Origin of the sequence: Variovorax sp. 22077, from assembly GCF_052044195.1 — a bacterium.
Classification (GTDB): Bacteria; Pseudomonadota; Gammaproteobacteria; order Burkholderiales; family Burkholderiaceae_C; genus Variovorax; species Variovorax atrisoli.
Genome location: NZ_JBQEQC010000007.1, coordinates 314539 through 330946 on the forward strand (window position 1 = coordinate 314539; position 16408 = coordinate 330946).

A 16408-nucleotide genomic window follows, 5' to 3' on the forward strand; every position below is an offset into this window, starting at 1 on the left:
GGCGGTGATTATCGACCAGCCGCGTTCTTGGCCGTCGCGGCAGGCAGGGCGTCGAGCGCCTCGCGGATGCCCGCGAGGAATTCGCGCACCGCCGGCACGACCTTGTCGCGGGGCTGGTCCTCGATGAGTTGAATGATCTTCGTGCCGATCACGACCGCGTCGGCGGCCGAGCCGATGGCCTGCGCCGTGCGCGCGTCGCGGATGCCGAAGCCCACGCCCACCGGGATGCTCACGTGTTCGCGGATGCGCGGGATCATGCGGCCGACGGCCTCGGTGTCGAGGTGGCCGGCGCCGGTCACGCCCTTGAGCGACACGTAGTAGACGTAGCCGCTCGCGATGCGCGCGACCTGCGCCATGCGCTCGTCGGTGCTGGTGGGTGCCAGCAGGAAGATCAGGTCGATGCCGGCGGCCTTCAGCTCGGCGGCGAAGGCCTCGCATTCCTCGGGCGGGTAGTCGACCACCAGCAGCCCGTCGACGCCGGCTGCGGCCGCGTCGCGGATGAAGGACTTCTTGCCGTGCACCAGGTCGTAGCGCTCGACCGGGTTGGCGTAGCCCATCAGCACCACTGGCGTGGTCGTGTCGGTCTTGCGGAAGGCCGCGACGATGGCGAGCACCTGCTTCATGCCCACGCCCAGCGCCAGCGCGGCTTCGCCGGCCTTCTGGATTACGGGGCCGTCAGCCATGGGGTCGGAAAAAGGCACGCCCAGTTCGATCACGTCGGCGCCGGCCTCGACCATGCCGTGCATCAGCTCGGGCGTGATGTCGGCGAAGGGGAAGCCCGCTGTCACGTACGGGATGAGGGCGCGGCGGCCGTCTTTCTTCAGGGCTTCGAAGGTGGCTGCAATGCGGCTCATCACTTGCCTCCCTTCACGCTCAGTCCGCGCATCGAGGGGCGGTCGTAGAAATCGACGCCCGACAGGTCGGCGACGGTGCCGATGTCCTTGTCGCCGCGGCCCGAGAGGTTCACCAGGATCGACTGGTCGGGGCGCATGGTCTTGGCGAGCTTCAGCGCATGGGCCACCGCGTGGCTGGATTCGAGCGCGGGGATGATGCCCTCCGTGCGGCACAGGTAGTGGAAGGCGTCCAGCGCCTCGGTGTCGGTGATGCCGACGTACTCGGCGCGGCCGATGTCGGCCAGGTACGCGTGCTCGGGGCCCACGCCGGGGTAGTCGAGGCCCGCGCTGATGCTGTGGGTCTCGGTGATCTGGCCGTCCTCGTTCTGCAGCAGGTAGGTGCGGTTGCCGTGCAGCACGCCGGGGCTGCCGCGCAGGATGGAGGCCGAGTGCTTGCCGCTGTCGAGCCCTTCGCCCGCGGCCTCGACGCCGATCAGGCGCGTGCCGGTGAACGGGATGTAGGGGTGGAAGATGCCCATCGCGTTGCTGCCGCCGCCCACGCAGGCGATCACCACGTCGGGCTGCTTGCCCTCCGCCTCGCCGGTGATGCCGTCGGCCGCGAGCATGGCCGGCATCTGCTCGATGCACTCGGTGCCGATCACGCTCTGGAAGTCGCGCACCATGGTCGGATAGGGGTGCGGGCCGGCGACGGTGCCGATGATGTAGAACGTGTTCTCCACGTTGGTGACCCAGTCGCGCATCGCCTCGTTGAGTGCGTCCTTCAGCGTCTTGCTGCCCGACTCGACGGGCACCACGGTGGCGCCGAGCAGGTTCATGCGGTAGACGTTGGGGCTCTGGCGCTTCACGTCCTGGCTGCCCATGTAGACCACGCACTCGAGGCCGTAACGCGCGCAGATCGTGGCGGTGGCCACGCCGTGCTGGCCGGCGCCGGTCTCGGCGATGACGCGGGGCTTGCCCATGCGCCGCGCGAGCATCGCCTGGCCGATCACGTTGTTGATCTTGTGGGCACCGGTGTGGTTCAGGTCTTCGCGCTTCAGGTAGATCTGCGCGCCGCCCATTTCGCGGCTGGTGCGCGCCGCGTGATAGATCGGCGAGGGACGGCCGACGAAGTGCTTGAGCTCGTAGTGGAATTCCGCGAGGAACGCCGGATCGTCCTTGAACTTCGCGTACGCATCGCGCAGTTCGTTGATCGCGTGGGTGAGCGTCTCGCTCGCGAAGGTGCCGCCGTAGTTGCCGAAGTGGCCGGTGGCGTCGGGTTGCTGGTAGTTGCTTTGCATGGTTCTCGATCGGTGGGCCGCAGCCCGACGAACGATCGGCTGCGGCGGCTAACTGGAGAAGGACGCGTCGGCAGCCCTGACTGCTGCGACGAATTGCCGGATCTTTCCGGCGTCCTTGAGGCCCTTGTTCCCGGGACCGTCGATTTCGACGCCCGAGCTCACATCAACGGACAGCGTCTTGCAGCGCGTCCGCAGGATGCGAAGGCCATCGCCCACGTTTGCAGGTGTGAGCCCACCACTCAAGACGAGGTGAGCGTCGACGGCGGGTGGAAGAAGTGACCAATCGAATGCCTTGCCGCCACCGCCATAACCTTCGACATGCGCGTCGAGCAGGATGGCCTGGGCGTGGGAGTAATCGGACGCGTATTTTACGAGGTCGAAGCCGGCCCCGGCATCCCCCAGCGGAATACGGGCGGCGCGCATGTAGCGGAAGCGCCCGCCGCCGGCGGCTTCTTCGCATTGCTGCGGGGTCTCTTCGCCGTGGAATTGCGCGATGGAGCCCTTCACCTGGGTGAGCGATGCTATGACTTTGGTAGCATCCTCGTTCACGAACAGCAGGACTGGCGTGATGAACGGTGGCAGGCGCGAGGCCAGTTCGGCAGCCCGTTGCGCCGTGACGGCGCGCGGGCTCTTCGGATACAGGACGAAGCCGACGGCGTCAGCACCGGCTTCCACCGCCGCATCGACGTCGGCTTCACGTGTCAGGCCGCAGATCTTGATGCGGGTACGGGGCAGGGCAGGCGCGCTCATGGCGGGCCATCATACGGAGCCCCGCCGGCCTGCAGCGTGGCTTCATCCGGCAGACCCCACTTGGCGTCGTACAACGGGCCCATGAAATAAAGGCCGTCGGCGGAAAAGGTGGGCGCCGCCGCGTCGCGGCTGCGTGCCGCGAGCACCTGCGAGATCCACTCTGGAGGCGCATCGCCCCGGCCGACGCGCAGCAGGCAGCCCATCAGGTTGCGGATCATGTGGTGCAGGAACGCATCGGCCTCGAATTCGAAGTGCCAGCGGCAGCGCTCGCCGTCGCCGACGCGGGTGATCTCGATGCGCCGCAGGTCCTTGACCGGCGAGCGCGCCTGGCAGGCCGAGGCGCGGAACGAAGTGAAGTCGTGCTGGCCGATCAGCAGCGCCGCGGCGGCGCGCATCGCATCGCCGTCGAGCGGCCGCATCGACCAGCCGACGCGGCCTGCGTCCAGGCTGGGCCGCACGGGGGACTGCGAAAGCACGTAGACATACCGGCGGGCGAGGGCGCTGGCGCGGCAATGGAATTCATCAGGCACCGGATGCGCCCACTGCACCGCGATGTCGTCTGGCAGGAAGCGATTGGTACCGCGCGCCCAGGAGAAGGGTTCGCGTATGGCGGTGGTGTCGAAGTGAACCACCTGCATCAGGGCATGCACGCCGGCATCGGTGCGGCCGGCGCACAGGGTCCTGATCGGCTGCGCAGCGAACTGCGCGAGCGCGGCTTCTAGCTTGTCCTGCACCGTGCGGCCGGAGGACTGGCTCTGCCAGCCGTCGTACGCTCGGCCGTTGTACCGGATGCCGAGCGCCAGCCTCACGAATTCAGGGGACCGAGAAAAGCGAGCCGCGAGCTCGCTCAGCGCAGTTCCGCGAGCAGTTGACGGGCTTGCGACTTGAGGTCGCCTGCGCTTTCGGCTTCGACTTCCTCGACCAGCGAGCGGGCGCCTTCGACGTCGCCGATGGCCTGCAGCTCGCGGGCCAGCGACAGCTTCACGGCGTGCGGGCTCTCGTCGCCTTCGTCGTTTTGCGCGGCGGCCGCAGCGGCTGCCGGCTTGGCGGCTTCAGCGGGACGCGAAGCGGGCAGTCCGGCCAGTGCGCTCATGTCGAACTCGATGAAGCCGGAGTCGGCCGGCAGCGCATTGCGCAGCATGGCGGGACGGGTGTTGTCCGCATCGCTCAGGCTCAGCGAACCGGGCAGCGTATCGGCCGAAAGCGCGCCGGGGGCGGTGTCGAAGTCGTTCTCGAGGTCGACCGGCGTCGTCAGGGCATGGCCGTTCGACAGCGGCGGCGCGGGGCGCGCCGTCTGCGGAGCAGGTGCATAGGCCGACTTCGGCAGGCTGGCGCCGACCGGCGAGTGCTGCGGGGCGGCCGGTGCCGGTGCAGGAGCGGGGGCCGGCGGAGTGGTCAGGTCGAGATCGAAATCCAGCGGCGCGACCGAAGGCACGAAGGCAGGCGGTGCCACGGCCACCGGGGGCGAGACCACAGGAGCCGGTGCTGCGGGCTTGGCAGCAGCGCTCAGGGCGCTTGCGAAGGCGGCCGTTTCGGCAGCGCTGGCGCCGCCGCTGCGGGGAGCGCCCGATTCGTACAGTGGGTTGCCCGGATCGAGGTCCTTGCCCATGTCGACCACGCGGTTCCAGTCGGAGCCCGCGCCGCCCGTCAGCTTGTGCACTTCGGTGGCGAGGCTTTCGTAGGCACGCACGTCGCGGCGCTTGGCGTGGATCTCGAGCAGCTTCAGGTGGATGGCGGTGCGGTCCGGGTTCAGGCGCAGCGCCTCGCGCAGGATTTCCTCGGCCTGCAGGTCGCGGCCGTAGGCCAGGTACACATCGGCCTCGGCGACCGGGTCCACGTCGCCGGCGTCGAGCTGGCTCGGGGAGTACGAGAGCGAGGAGACCGTGGAGTCGCCACGATGCTTGGTGTCCACCGACTCGCCGCCGCTGGCGCCGAAGAACGAGTCCTTCGGAATGCGGCTTTCGAGGAACACGCTTTCGCTCATCTCCTCGCGGCGACGGCCCAGCACGCGGTACAGCAGGAAGCCGACCAGCAGCGCGATCAGCGCAGCGCCCGCGAGCATCAGCGGGTTGTCCATCAGCTCTTCGAGGAAGGTGGGCTCCGGCGGCGGGGGCGGCGGAGCCGGCTTCTTCACGGCCGGCTTCGGCGCAGCGGCCGCAGCCGGGGCGCTTGCGGCTGCAGCAGCAGGCGCGGCCGCTGCATCTGCCGCGGCAGGCGGCGTAGCGGCCGGCGCGCCCGCGGCGGGGGATTCGGCCGGAGCGGCTGCCGGGGCAGCGGGTGCTGCAGCCTGCGCTGTGGCTTCAGGAGTGGGGGCAGGGCTCGGAGCTACGGCGGCCGGCGCGGGTGCCGGCGCTGCAGCAGGCGCCGGTGCGGGGGCTGCGACGGGCGCGGCGGCAGCGGCAGGAGCCGGCGCGGGGCTGGCAGCCGGCGGCGCCACCGTGGCGCTGGTGTTGGGAGCGGGAACCGGAATGCCCGGCGTCGCCGGTGCCGGGGCAGCGGCCGGCGCTGCGGCGGACGATCCAGCGCCCGTGGCCGCCTTGAGCTTGTTCAGCTCGTTGATGTTCTTCGACAGCTCCGCGACGCGGTTGCTGCTGTCCTGCGCCTGGCGGGCCTGCGCGACTTTCTCGTCGGCGGCGCGTGCGGTGGCGTTGCCTTGGGAGATCGTCAGCTTGTCCGGGGAGCTGGCCGCCGCATTGCGGTCTTCCACGTTCGCCTGGACCTTGCCGGCGGCCTTGCGGCTCGCGGCGGCGACATTGGTGGTGGGCGCGTTGTCGGCCAGCTTCTGGCGGTAGGAGCCGAAGTCGCGGCTCTGTGCGGTGACGGTGCGGCGGGCTTCGGCCGGCGAAACGGCGGATGCCTCGGCGGCGCTCGGCAGGTCGAGCACTGCGCCGGCCCGCATGCGGTTGACGTTGCCGCCGACGAAGGCGTCGGGGTTGGCCATCAGCAGCGCGACCAGCATCTGGTCGAGCGACACGTCGGCAGGCTTGTAGGCTGCAGCGATCTTGCCGGCGGTGTCGCCGCGCTGCACCGTGACCTGCTCGCCGCTGCCTCCGCCGCTACGGGCCGGGGCCGCCGCCGGAACGGGAGCTGCAGCAGCCGGTGCGGCTGCTGCAGGCGCGGGAGCGACAGGAGCGGCGGACGGTGCCGTCGCCACCACGGGCGGACGCTCGCGGCGCGAGCGAGCCGCAGGGGCTGCGCGTTCGACCGGGGCGCTGATCTGGGGAGAAATGGGAGCCGCCTGCGGTGCCGCGGCCTGGCGCGTGGCCGGCGGATCGAGCAGCACCGTGTAGTCGCGCACGATCCGGCCGGAAGCGCCGTTGGCTTCGAGCAGCAGGTCGATGAACGGGTCGTTCAGCGGACGGCTGCCGGTCAGGCGAACCACATACTGGCCGCCGGCGCGGCGCTGCAGCGTCGCCCTGACGTCGCTGAGCGCGGAGTTGTATGGCACGCCGGCGTTCCTGAACGCTTCGGCCGTGGCGATGTTGATCTTCAGGCCGTCCGCTTCGTTGGCGGCCATTTCCGTGACATCGATCTCCGCGCGCAAGGGCTCGCCGAGGGCCGACTGCACCTTGAGCTGCCCCAGCGTGAAGGCGCTGGCGTCGACGCTGGCGATGCCCATGGCCACGGCTGCCGCCGCGCCGAGGATGGAGAGGCGCCAACCGTTCGACGGCAGAGGCGGGCGAACGGCCGATGGGCTGGCCGCAGGCAACAGATGTCTTGTCATGCTGATAGGGGGCGGCTCAGGCCCGGAATTTGTAAGAGGACGTTAGCATCATCACTGAGCACTGACAAGGCAATGCGCTTGTTCTACCCAGTGCGCGCATACTTACGCACACATCTTCCGTTGCTTGAAGGCAACAATTCGTGTTTCAAAAGCCTGAGCAGCCCTCATCAGGCTTCGAGCAGGATGCGCAGCATGCGGCGCAGCGGTTCCGCGGCACCCCACAGCAACTGGTCGCCGATGGTGAAGGCGCCGACATACTCCGGGCCCATCGCCAGCTTGCGGATGCGGCCGACCGGGATGTCCATGGTGCCCGTCACGGCCACCGGCGTCAGGTCCTTGACCGTGGCTTCGCGCGTGTTCGGCACGACCTTGGCCCAGGGGTTGTCGGCAGCGATCATCGCCTCGATGTCGGCCACCGGCACGTCCTTCTTGAGCTTGAAGGTCAGGGCCTGGCTGTGGCAGCGCATCGCGCCGATGCGCACGCAGAAACCGTCGACCGGCACGGCGGCGGTGCCGAAGCCCGCGCCCTGGCCGAGGATCTTGTTGGTCTCGGCGCCGCCCTTCCACTCTTCCTTCGACATGCCGTCACCGAGGTCCTTGTCGATCCAGGGGATCAGCGAGCCGCCCAGCGGCGCGCCGAAGTTGGCCGTCTCGGCGGCGCTGAGCGTCTGCTGCTTGTGCAGCACCTTGCGGTCGATCTCGAGGATGGCCGACTTCGGGTCGTCCAGCAGGGCGCGCACTTCGGCGTTCAGGGTGCCGAACTGGGTCAGCAACTCGCGCATGTGCTGAGCGCCGCCACCCGAGGCCGCCTGGTAGGTCATGCTGGTCATCCACTCGACCAGGCCGGCCTTGTAGAGGGCGCCGACGCCCATGAGCATGCAGCTCACGGTGCAGTTGCCGCCGATCCAGTTCTTGCCGCCCTTGGCGAGCGCGTTCTCGATCACCGGCAGGTTGACGGGGTCGAGCACGATGATCGCGTCGTCCTTCATGCGCAGGGTGGAGGCGGCGTCGATCCAGTGACCGTTCCAGCCGGCGGCGCGCAGCTTGGGGAAGACTTCGCTGGTGTAGTCGCCGCCCTGGCAGGTGATGACGATGTCGCACTTCTTCAGTGCCTCGATGTCGTTCGCATCCTTCAGCGCGGTTTCGTTCTTGGCCATGGCCGGGGCCTTGCCGCCGGCGTTGGAGGTCGAGAAGAAGACCGGCTCGATGAGACCGAAGTCGCCTTCGGCCTGCATGCGGTCCATCAGGACCGAGCCGACCATGCCGCGCCAGCCCACGAGGCCGACCAGAGGTTGAGATGCGTTCGCCATTTCAGTTTGCCCTTATGAAAAAAAGAAAAGTTGTCTTTTTTGCGCCCGACTCGTCGAGCCGGGGAGGGGCGTGACGAAGCGGGCTGCGGTTAGCCGGTAATCGTCTTTTTGGTGATTGCTGCAACGACCGCGTCGCCCATCTCGCGGGTGCCGACGCGCTTGGTGCCTTCAGACCAGATGTCGCCCGTGCGCAGCCCGGAGGCGAGCACGTCCTTGACCGCCGACTCGATACGGTCGGCAGCTTCGGGCTGGTTGAGGGAGAAACGGAGCATCATGGCAGCGGACAGGATTGTAGCCAAAGGATTGGCAACCCCTTTGCCGGCAATGTCGGGGGCGCTGCCGTGGCTGGGCTCGTACAGGCCCTGGTTGCTCGAATTGAGCGATGCCGAGGGCAGCATGCCGATGGAGCCGGTGAGCATCGCGGCCTCGTCGGAGAGGATGTCGCCGAACATGTTGCCGGTGACCACAACGTCGAATTTCTTGGGCGCCTTCACCAGCTGCATGGCCGCGTTGTCGACCAGCATGTGGTCGAGTTCGACGTCCGGGTATTCCTTCGCGATGTCGAGCATCACGTCTTTCCACAGCTGCGAGGTTTCCAGCACGTTGTTCTTGTCCACGCTGGTCACGCGCTTGCTGCGCTTGCGGGCGGCCTCGAAGGCGACGCGGGCGATGCGCTCGATCTCGGGGCGCGAGTAGCGCATGGTGTCGAAGGCCTCCTCGGCGCCGGGGAAGTGCCCATCCGTCGCGACGCGGCGGCCGCGCGGCTGGCCGAAGTAGATGTCGCCGGTCAACTCGCGGATGATGAGGATGTCCAGGCCCGCGATCAGCTCGGGCTTCAGGCTGGAGGCGCCTACCAGCTCCTCGTAGCAGATGGCCGGGCGGAAGTTGGCGAACAGGCCCAGGTTCTTGCGCAGCCCCAGGATGGCCTGCTCGGGTCGCAGCGGCCGGTCGAGCTTGTCGTACTTCCAGTCGCCGACGGCGCCGAAGAGCACCGCATCGGCTTCCTTGGCGAGCTTGAGCGTCGATTCCGGCAGCGGATGGCCGTGCGCTTCGTAGGCCGCGCCGCCGACCAGCGCCGATTCCGTCTCGAACTTCAGGTCGAGAACGTCGAGCACCTTGACGGCTTCCGCCACGATTTCGGTGCCGATGCCGTCACCTGGGAGAACTGCGATTTTCATTGGGTCTTGAATGGTTGAATGAGAGAGGAATCGGGCTGTCCGGACGCGAAGGACGACTCGTCCTTCGCGAAACCTTCGCGCACTCTGCGTCCGGATGTCCCTTTCGTTTCGTTTCGAATCAGGAAATCATCGTATGCGCCAGCCAGGGCTTCTGCGCCAGGCGCTCGGCTTCGAAGGCCTTGATCTTGTCCTTGTGGCGCAGCGTGAGGCCGATGTCGTCCAGGCCGTTGAGCAGGCAGTACTTGCGGAAGGCCTGTACGTCGAACGCGAACTCCTGGCCGTCGGGCTTCACCACCACCTGGCGCTCCAGGTCGATGGTCAGCGTGTAGCCGGGGAAGGCGAAGGTCTCGTCGAAGAGCTGGGCGACCTGCGCCGCGGGTAGCACGATCGGCAGCAGGCCGTTCTTGAAGCTGTTGTTGAAGAAGATGTCGGCGTAGCTCGGCGCGATGATCGCGCGGAAACCGTACTGGTCGAGCGCCCACGGCGCATGCTCGCGCGACGAGCCGCAGCCGAAGTTCTGGCGCGCCAGCAGGATCGATGCGCCGGCGTAGCGCGGCTGGTTCAGCACGAAGTCGGGGTTCGGCTTGCGGCTGGCCGGGTCCTGGCCGGGCAGGCCCGGGTCGAGGTAGCGCCACTCGTCGAACAGGTTCACGCCGAAGCCGGTCTTCTTGATCGACTTGAGGAACTGCTTCGGGATGATCGCGTCGGTGTCGACGTTCTCGCGGTCCATCGGGGCCACGAGGCCCTTGTGCACGGTGAATTGCTTCATGGGAGTCTCTTTTCTTCCTTCTTGCAGCCCGCTCAGGCGAATGTGCGGACGTCGACGAAATGGCCGTGCACCGCGGCGGCCGCGGCCATGGCCGGGCTCACGAGGTGGGTGCGACCGCCCGCGCCCTGGCGGCCTTCGAAGTTGCGGTTGCTGGTGGATGCGCAGCGCTCGCCGGGTTCCAGGCGGTCGGCGTTCATCGCCAGGCACATCGAGCAGCCGGGCTCGCGCCATTCGAAGCCTGCGGCCTTGAAGATCTGGTCGAGCCCTTCGCGCTCGGCCTGTTCCTTCACCACGCCCGAGCCGGGCACGACCATCGCGAGCTTCACGTTCTTCGCGACCTTCTGGCCCAGTTTCTTCACCACGGCGGCGGCTTCGCGCATGTCCTCGATGCGGCTGTTGGTGCAAGAGCCGATGAACACCTTGTCGATGAAGATGTCGTTCATGGCCTTGTTGGGCTCAAGGCCCATGTAGACCAGCGCGCGCTCGATGGCGCCGCGCTTGTTGGCGTCTTTCTCCTTGTCGGGATCGGGCACGCGGCCGTTGATCTCGACCACCATCTCCGGCGAGGTGCCCCAGGTCACCTGCGGCTGGATCTGTGCGGCGTCGAGCTCGACCACGGCGTCGAACTTCGCGCCCGGGTCGGACTGCAGCGTGCGCCAGTAGGTCACGGCCTGGTCCCATTCGACGCCGGTGGGCGCGAGCGGGCGGCCCTTGACGTAGCTGATGGTCTTCTCGTCGACCGCCACCAGCCCGGCGCGCGCACCGGCCTCGATGGCCATGTTGCACACCGTCATGCGGCCTTCCATGCTCAGGTCGCGAATCGCCGAGCCGGCGAACTCGATGGTGTAGCCAGTGCCGCCGGCGGTGCCGATCTTCCCGATGATGGCCAGCACGATGTCCTTGGCGGTGCAGCCCACGGGCAGCTTGCCTTCGACCTTCACCAGCATGTTCTTGGCCTTCTTGCCCAGCAGCGTCTGCGTGGCCATCACGTGCTCGACCTCGCTGGTGCCGATGCCGTGCGCCAGCGCGCCGAATGCGCCGTGCGTGGAGGTGTGCGAGTCGCCGCACACGACGGTCATGCCCGGCAGCGTCGCGCCCGATTCGGGGCCGATCACGTGCACGATGCCCTGGCGCTTGCTCAGGAAGGGGAAGAACGCGGCCGCGCCGAACTCGGCGATGTTGTGGTCCAGCGTGGTGACCTGTTCCTTGCTGGTCGGATCGGCGATGCCTTCGTAGCCGCGCTCCCAGCCGGTGGTGGGCGTGTTGTGGTCGGCGGTGGCCACCACCGAGCTGATGCGCCACAGCTTGCGGCCGGCCTCGCGCAGGCCTTCGAATGCCTGCGGGCTGGTCACTTCGTGCACCAGGTGGCGGTCGATGTAGAGGATCGCGGTGCCGTCTTCCTCGGTGTGGACGACGTGTTCGTCCCAGATCTTGTCGTAGAGCGTGCGTGCCATGTCGGTCTCTTCTGTCTTTCGTGGGGAAATGGAATTGTCCGTGGTTGCGGCCTAGGCCGCGAGCTGTTCGCCGCCGTCCGCGGCCGCGTGCAGGTGGTTCACCAGCGAGCGCGCCGCCACGGGCAGGGTGGAGAAATCGCGAGCCACCAGCCTGATCTCGCGCGCGGCCCAGGCGTCGTTGAGTGCCACGCTCACGAGGCCGTGGCCGATGCCGTTGCGCATGAGTTCGAAGGCGCGCTGCGGCATCACGCCGATGCCCAGGCCGTTCTCGATCATGCGGCACATGGCGTCCAGGCCGGTGACGTGGATGCGCAGCTTGATGCTGCGGCCTGCGTCCAATGCGGCCTCGTGCATCGCGACGTAGATGGAGCTGTTGGTGTGCAGGCCGACGTGGTCGAAGTCGAGCGAGTCGACGAAATCGATGCTGCCCCGCGCCGCAAGCGCATGGCCCGTGGGCACGATCAGCGCGAGCCGGTCGTGCCGGTAGGAAAGGCTCTGCAGTTCGCCCGCGCCGCCGGCCACGTGGCAAACACCGAGGTCGGCCGCGCCTTCCTGCACCGCGCGGATCACCTCGCTGCTGAGGTGCTCCTCGAGGTCGATCTTGATGGCCTCATGGGCGCGCGTGAACACGCCCAGGTCTTCAGGCAGGAACTGCACGATCGCCGAGATGTTGGCGTGCACCCGCACATGGCCGCGCACGCCGTCGGCGTATTCACTGAGCTCGCCCTGCATCTTCTCGAGGCTGTAGAGCACCGAGCGCGCGTGGTGCAGCAGGCTTTCGCCGGCGGGCGTGAGGTCGACGCCGCGCGCATGGCGGTAGAGCAGGGTGGTGCCGAGCGTGGCCTCGAGGTCCGACAGCCGCTTGCTGATGGCCGAGGCCGCGATGAATTCGCGCTCCGCCGCGCGGCCGATGCTGCCCAGTTCGCACACGGCCACGAACAGCTGCAGCGACGTGAGGTCGATGCGGCGGGCGAAGTTGCGTTCGGAGGTGCTCATGGCTTGCTGGCATCGCGGTTTGCGATGGGGTGGGCTATTTTCCCTGATTTTGACGCTCATCCCTTCGCAAAGGGAGATGGGTCAGCTGCCCGGCTGAGATGGGCGGTTCGCCCCCCGACAGATCGGCGCCGCCCTCAATCGCTCGTTCGGGGGATGTTTCAGAAGTGTTACCGCGCGTATCATCGCCGGGCAAATTGTTAACTTAGAACTAAATTCTGATGAATATCTGTTTTCGCAGCCTGTGGAATGAGGCGTTGGGAGCCTGGGTCGCCGTAGCCGAAATCTCCAGGTCCCACGTCGCCTCGCGCAGTACGGCGAAGGCCCGTAGCGGCGTCGAATCCGGCGACCCGGTGCGCCGGCTGTTCCGCCTCAGCGCGCTGATGAGCGTCGTGGTAATGCTCGGTGCGGCGCCATTCGTTCCTGCGTTCGCGCAGAGCGTGCTTGTCGGCACTGCCGGCGAGGGCGGAGTGGGCCAGGGTATCGGCGGCAACGGGGGCGCCGGCGGTATCGGCGGTGGAGGAGGGGGCGGCAGCGGAGGCGCTCTTGCCGGCGGCGGCGGCGGCGGCTACGGCGCAGGCGGCGGCGGTGCTGGCTTCACCTACGGGTCCAACAGCGGCGGGGCCGGTGGCCCCGCAAGGGGTGGCGACGGCGGCTCTGACAACGCGGGTCTCGGCGGCGCCGGCAACCTCGGCGGCGGGGCAGGCACCGACGGCGTCCAGGGCGCCCAAGGTCCCTTCGGCCCCAAGCCGGGCGGCAGTGCCCTGAGCGGCATCGCCGAAGGCTCGATCTCCGGCGGACTCACGAGCGCGACCTTCGCGACCGACAGGTCGGTGAATGGCTTGCTGGGCATCGGCGGCAGCGGCGGAGGCGGCGCCGGCGCCAGCGGCTCGGCTGCAGGCGGCAGCGGCTCGAGCGGCGGCGCTGGTGCACTTAGCATTTCAGCGGGGACCACGACCGTGACCGGCGCGGTCGTCGTCGGTGGTTCGGGCGGCGGCGGAGGCGGCGGCAGCGGCAATGCGAACGGCGGCGACGGCGGTGCCGGCGGCAGCGGCCGCCTGACCGTCGCCGGCGGCAATCTCGTCGCGGACAGCATCGTCGTCGGCGGCAGCGCCGGCGGCAATGGATCGGGCGCCGCCACGCGCGGCCTCGGCGGCGCGGCCGGCAGCGGTACGCTGACCTTCACGGCCGGAAGCATGAGCGTGGCGAACGGCGTCACGGTCAACGGCAACGGCCTGGTCGACTTCAAGCCTGGCGCCGGTACGCAACTCACGGCCGGATACGCCATCACGGGCGCCGGCGGCATCTCGCAGTCGGGCGCAGGCACCACGGTGATGACCGGCACCAACACCTACACCGGCGGCACCGCGATCAGCGCCGGCACCTTGCAGATCGGCGCGGGCGGCACGGCCGGCAGCATCGTCGGGAATGTCGGCAACGACGGCACGCTGGCATTCAACCGGTCGGACTCCGTCACCTTCGGCGGCGTCATCGCCGGCAGCGGGCAGGTGCATCAGATCGGCAGCGGCACGCTCGAGCTCACGGCCGTCAACAGCTACCAGGGCGGCACGCTGATCGATGGCGGAACACTGCGCGTCGCCAGCGACTCGGCGCTCGGCGCAGCGACGGGCGCACTGAGCTTCAACCGCGGCGGCACGCTGCAAACCACCGCCGCCTTCACGAGCGGGCGCGACGTGACGCTGCTCGGAAACGGCAACATCGCGAGCAAGGGCGCCGTGTCGATGAGCGGCGTCTTCACCGGCAGCGGCGCGCTCGACGTGCAGGCCGCCACGGGCGACATCACGCTGACCAATGCCGGCAACGATTTCGGCGGCGCCGTCAGCCTGGGTGGCGCGACCGTGCAGATCAACGACAAGAACGCCCTCACGCTGGGTACGCTGGCCACCGGCGCGCTCACCGTCACGAGCCATGGCGACCTCCTGTTCCAGGGCGGCGGTTCGGCATCGTCCATCGATGCCCGCAGCAACGGCGGCGCGGTGACGCAGACCAGCGCGCTCTCGGTGACGGGCGCCATGTCCGTCGACGCGGGTGCGGGGAGCATCGCGCTGAACAACGCGGGCAACGACTTCAGGGGCGATGTCTCGCTCGCCGGGCAGAGCATTTCCATGACCTCCGGCGGCGACCTCTCGGTGGTCTCGCTGACCAATGGGGTCAACGGCGCGGTCGGCCTGGTGGCCGGCGGCGTCCTGACGCTGGGTACGGCGATCGACACCGGCACGGCGGCGCTGACGCTGGCCTCCAGCGGCGGCGCTCTCAACGTCGATCACGCCCTGAGCGGGGGCACCGTCTCCATCACCGGCAGCAAGGGCGTGATGCTTCAGGCCGACGTGCGCACCAAGGGCACGCTGACCCTGGCAAGCGACGCCAGCGTGCTGCAGACCGCGGGCACCGTGACCGCCGGCACCCTGACGGGCAATGCCGGTGGCGACGTGTCGATGAACCTCTCCAACCAGATCGCGGCGCTGGGAGACTTCACCGCCGCTGGCGCCTTCAGCCTCAGGAACATGCAGGCGCTGCAGGTCGTGGGCAACGTCGCTGCGTCGAGCGTGGCGCTGGACGTGGCGCCGGGCGTGCTGGTGACCGGCTCGATCAGCGCCACGGGCAGCAAGGGCGAGTCCATCGCGATCGCCAGCGGCACGCGCCTGCAGGTCGGCAACGGCGGCACCGCCGGCGTGCTCGTCGGCAACGTGACCAACGACGGCGCGCTCGCCTTCGACCGCGCCGACACGGTGGCTTTCGCCGGCGCCATCGCAGGCAAGGGGGCGCTGGTGCAGCAGGGCACGGGCACCCTCGTGCTCACCGGCGCCAACAGCTACACCGGCGGGACCTCCGTGAAGGCCGGCGTGCTGCAGGGCAACGCCACCAGCCTCCAGGGCGACATCGTGAACGATGCGACGGTGGTCTTCGAACAGACGAAGGCCGGCGGCAGCGGCACCTACGCCGGCAGCATGAGCGGCACGGGAAGCCTGCGCAAGACCGGCGACGGCGAACTGGTTCTCGCCTCGGCCAACACCTACAGCGGCGGCACGTCGGTCGAAGCCGGCACGCTCAACGCCAGCGTCACCGGCGCGCTCGGCCAGGGACCGGTCTCGGTCGCCAACGGCGCGGCCTTGCTGTTCAGCGGCAAGGCCGACATGGGTGCGGTGACGCTGTCCAACCGTGCCGACGGCCTCATCGACTTCATCGGCAGCGTGACTGCGGGGCAGGCCACCATCGTGAACGGCAAGGGCGGCACCGTGCGCATCAGCGAAATCGCGGCCGCCGGCACGTCGATCGGCTCGCTGGGCGGGGCGGGCCAGGTGCTCCTCGGCGCGAAGACTCTGACCACCGGCGGGCTGAACGCCGACACGGAAATCTCCGGCGTCATCTCCGGCACGGGAGGTTCGCTGGTGAAGGTGGGAACGGGCACGCTGACGCTCTCTGGCGCCAACACCCACACCGGCGGCACCGTGCTGCGCCAGGGCCGCCTGAATGTCGGCAGCAACCAGGCGCTGGGCACCGGCACGCTGTCGATGGACGACGACACGACCCTGGGCTTCAGCGCGGACGGCCTGACCATCGCGAACGCGATCCGGTTGACGGGACAGCTGGATCCGATCATCGACACGGGTGCGTTCTCGGGCACCCTCAGTGGCGCGATCTCCGGCGGCGGGTTCATCACGAAGGAAGGCTCCGGCACGCTCACGCTGTCGGGCGCCAATACCTACACGGGCGCCACGAACGTGGCGCAGGGCACGTTGAAGGCCGGGGCGGCCAACACCCTCAGCGCGGCCTCGGCGCACAGCGTGGCGACCGGCGCCACGCTCGACCTTGCGGGCTTCAGTCAGACAGTGGCCTCGCTCGCCAACAGCGGCACCGTTTCGCTGGCGGGCGCGACGGCCGGCACGACGTTGACCGTGCGCGGCAACTACGTGGGCAACAACGGCGTGCTCAGGCTGGGAACGGCGCTCACCGGCACCGGCCCATCGGACCGCCTGGTGATCGATGGCGGCACCGCCAGCGGCAAGACCAGCGTGCAGATCGCCAACCTCGGCGGCCTGGGCGCGCTGACCACCGGCAACGGCATCGAGGTCGTCAG

The 16408-nt window shown here is 68.8% G+C and carries 11 protein-coding genes and 1 pseudogene; 2 read left to right on the top strand and 10 right to left on the bottom strand.

Features of this window, described 5'->3' with window-relative positions:
• Nucleotides 1–8: 8 nt before the first annotated feature.
• The 10 genes from trpA to ACTJLF_RS13320 form a co-directional block, all read right to left on the bottom strand.
• On the bottom strand, nucleotides 9–854 hold the full coding sequence (gene trpA, locus ACTJLF_RS13275) for a tryptophan synthase subunit alpha (RefSeq protein ID WP_019654096.1): 846 nt from the start codon (nucleotides 852–854) through the stop codon (nucleotides 9–11).
• The gene (gene trpB / locus ACTJLF_RS13280) at nucleotides 854–2131 is read right to left on the bottom strand and encodes a tryptophan synthase subunit beta (RefSeq protein WP_019654095.1); all 1278 of its coding nucleotides are present in this window, start codon (nucleotides 2129–2131) and stop codon (nucleotides 854–856) included. The genes trpA and trpB overlap by 1 nt, the downstream gene beginning before the upstream one ends.
• A 48-nt stretch (nucleotides 2132–2179) precedes the next feature.
• On the bottom strand, nucleotides 2180–2881 hold the full coding sequence (locus tag ACTJLF_RS13285) for a phosphoribosylanthranilate isomerase (RefSeq protein WP_184604172.1): 702 nt from the start codon (nucleotides 2879–2881) through the stop codon (nucleotides 2180–2182).
• Nucleotides 2878–3690 (bottom strand): tRNA pseudouridine(38-40) synthase TruA, encoded by an 813-nt coding sequence (gene truA, locus ACTJLF_RS13290; RefSeq protein WP_132752512.1) that lies wholly within the window; start codon nucleotides 3688–3690, stop codon nucleotides 2878–2880. The genes ACTJLF_RS13285 and truA overlap by 4 nt, the downstream gene beginning before the upstream one ends.
• Before the next feature lie 38 nt (nucleotides 3691–3728).
• Nucleotides 3729–6605 carry a FimV/HubP family polar landmark protein gene (locus tag ACTJLF_RS13295; protein WP_440883235.1) on the bottom strand — a complete coding sequence of 959 codons (2877 nt, stop codon included), beginning with the start codon at nucleotides 6603–6605 and terminating at the stop codon, nucleotides 3729–3731.
• A 167-nt stretch (nucleotides 6606–6772) separates the two neighbouring features.
• Nucleotides 6773–7915, bottom strand: a complete 1143-nt coding sequence (gene asd / locus ACTJLF_RS13300) for an aspartate-semialdehyde dehydrogenase (protein ID WP_019654091.1) — start codon at nucleotides 7913–7915, stop codon at nucleotides 6773–6775.
• A gap of 89 nt (nucleotides 7916–8004) precedes the next feature.
• On the bottom strand, nucleotides 8005–9093 hold the full coding sequence (gene leuB, locus ACTJLF_RS13305; protein ID WP_019654090.1) for a 3-isopropylmalate dehydrogenase: 1089 nt from the start codon (nucleotides 9091–9093) through the stop codon (nucleotides 8005–8007).
• 118 nt (nucleotides 9094–9211) lie between these two features.
• Nucleotides 9212–9862: a 3-isopropylmalate dehydratase small subunit gene (gene leuD, locus ACTJLF_RS13310; RefSeq protein ID WP_019654089.1), complete on the bottom strand. Its 651-nt coding sequence runs from the start codon at nucleotides 9860–9862 to the stop codon at nucleotides 9212–9214.
• Nucleotides 9863–9894: 32 nt separating this feature from the next.
• The gene (leuC, locus tag ACTJLF_RS13315) at nucleotides 9895–11316 is read right to left on the bottom strand and encodes a 3-isopropylmalate dehydratase large subunit (protein ID WP_126182855.1); all 1422 of its coding nucleotides are present in this window, start codon (nucleotides 11314–11316) and stop codon (nucleotides 9895–9897) included.
• Between the two features lie 51 nt (nucleotides 11317–11367).
• Complete coding sequence (locus ACTJLF_RS13320) at nucleotides 11368–12312, bottom strand: LysR substrate-binding domain-containing protein (RefSeq protein WP_019654087.1); 945 nt, start codon at nucleotides 12310–12312, stop codon at nucleotides 11368–11370.
• 218 nt (nucleotides 12313–12530) lie between these two features.
• Between ACTJLF_RS13320 and ACTJLF_RS13325 the strand changes: the two are divergent.
• Together ACTJLF_RS13325 and ACTJLF_RS13330 are read left to right on the top strand one after the other, a co-directional pair.
• A pseudogene (locus tag ACTJLF_RS13325) lies at nucleotides 12531–12635 on the top strand (ESPR-type extended signal peptide-containing protein); the annotation flags it as partial.
• Nucleotides 12636–12692: 57 nt separating this feature from the next.
• A partial coding sequence (locus ACTJLF_RS13330; RefSeq protein WP_440883240.1) for a beta strand repeat-containing protein occupies nucleotides 12693–16408 on the top strand: 3716 nt, incomplete at its 3' end.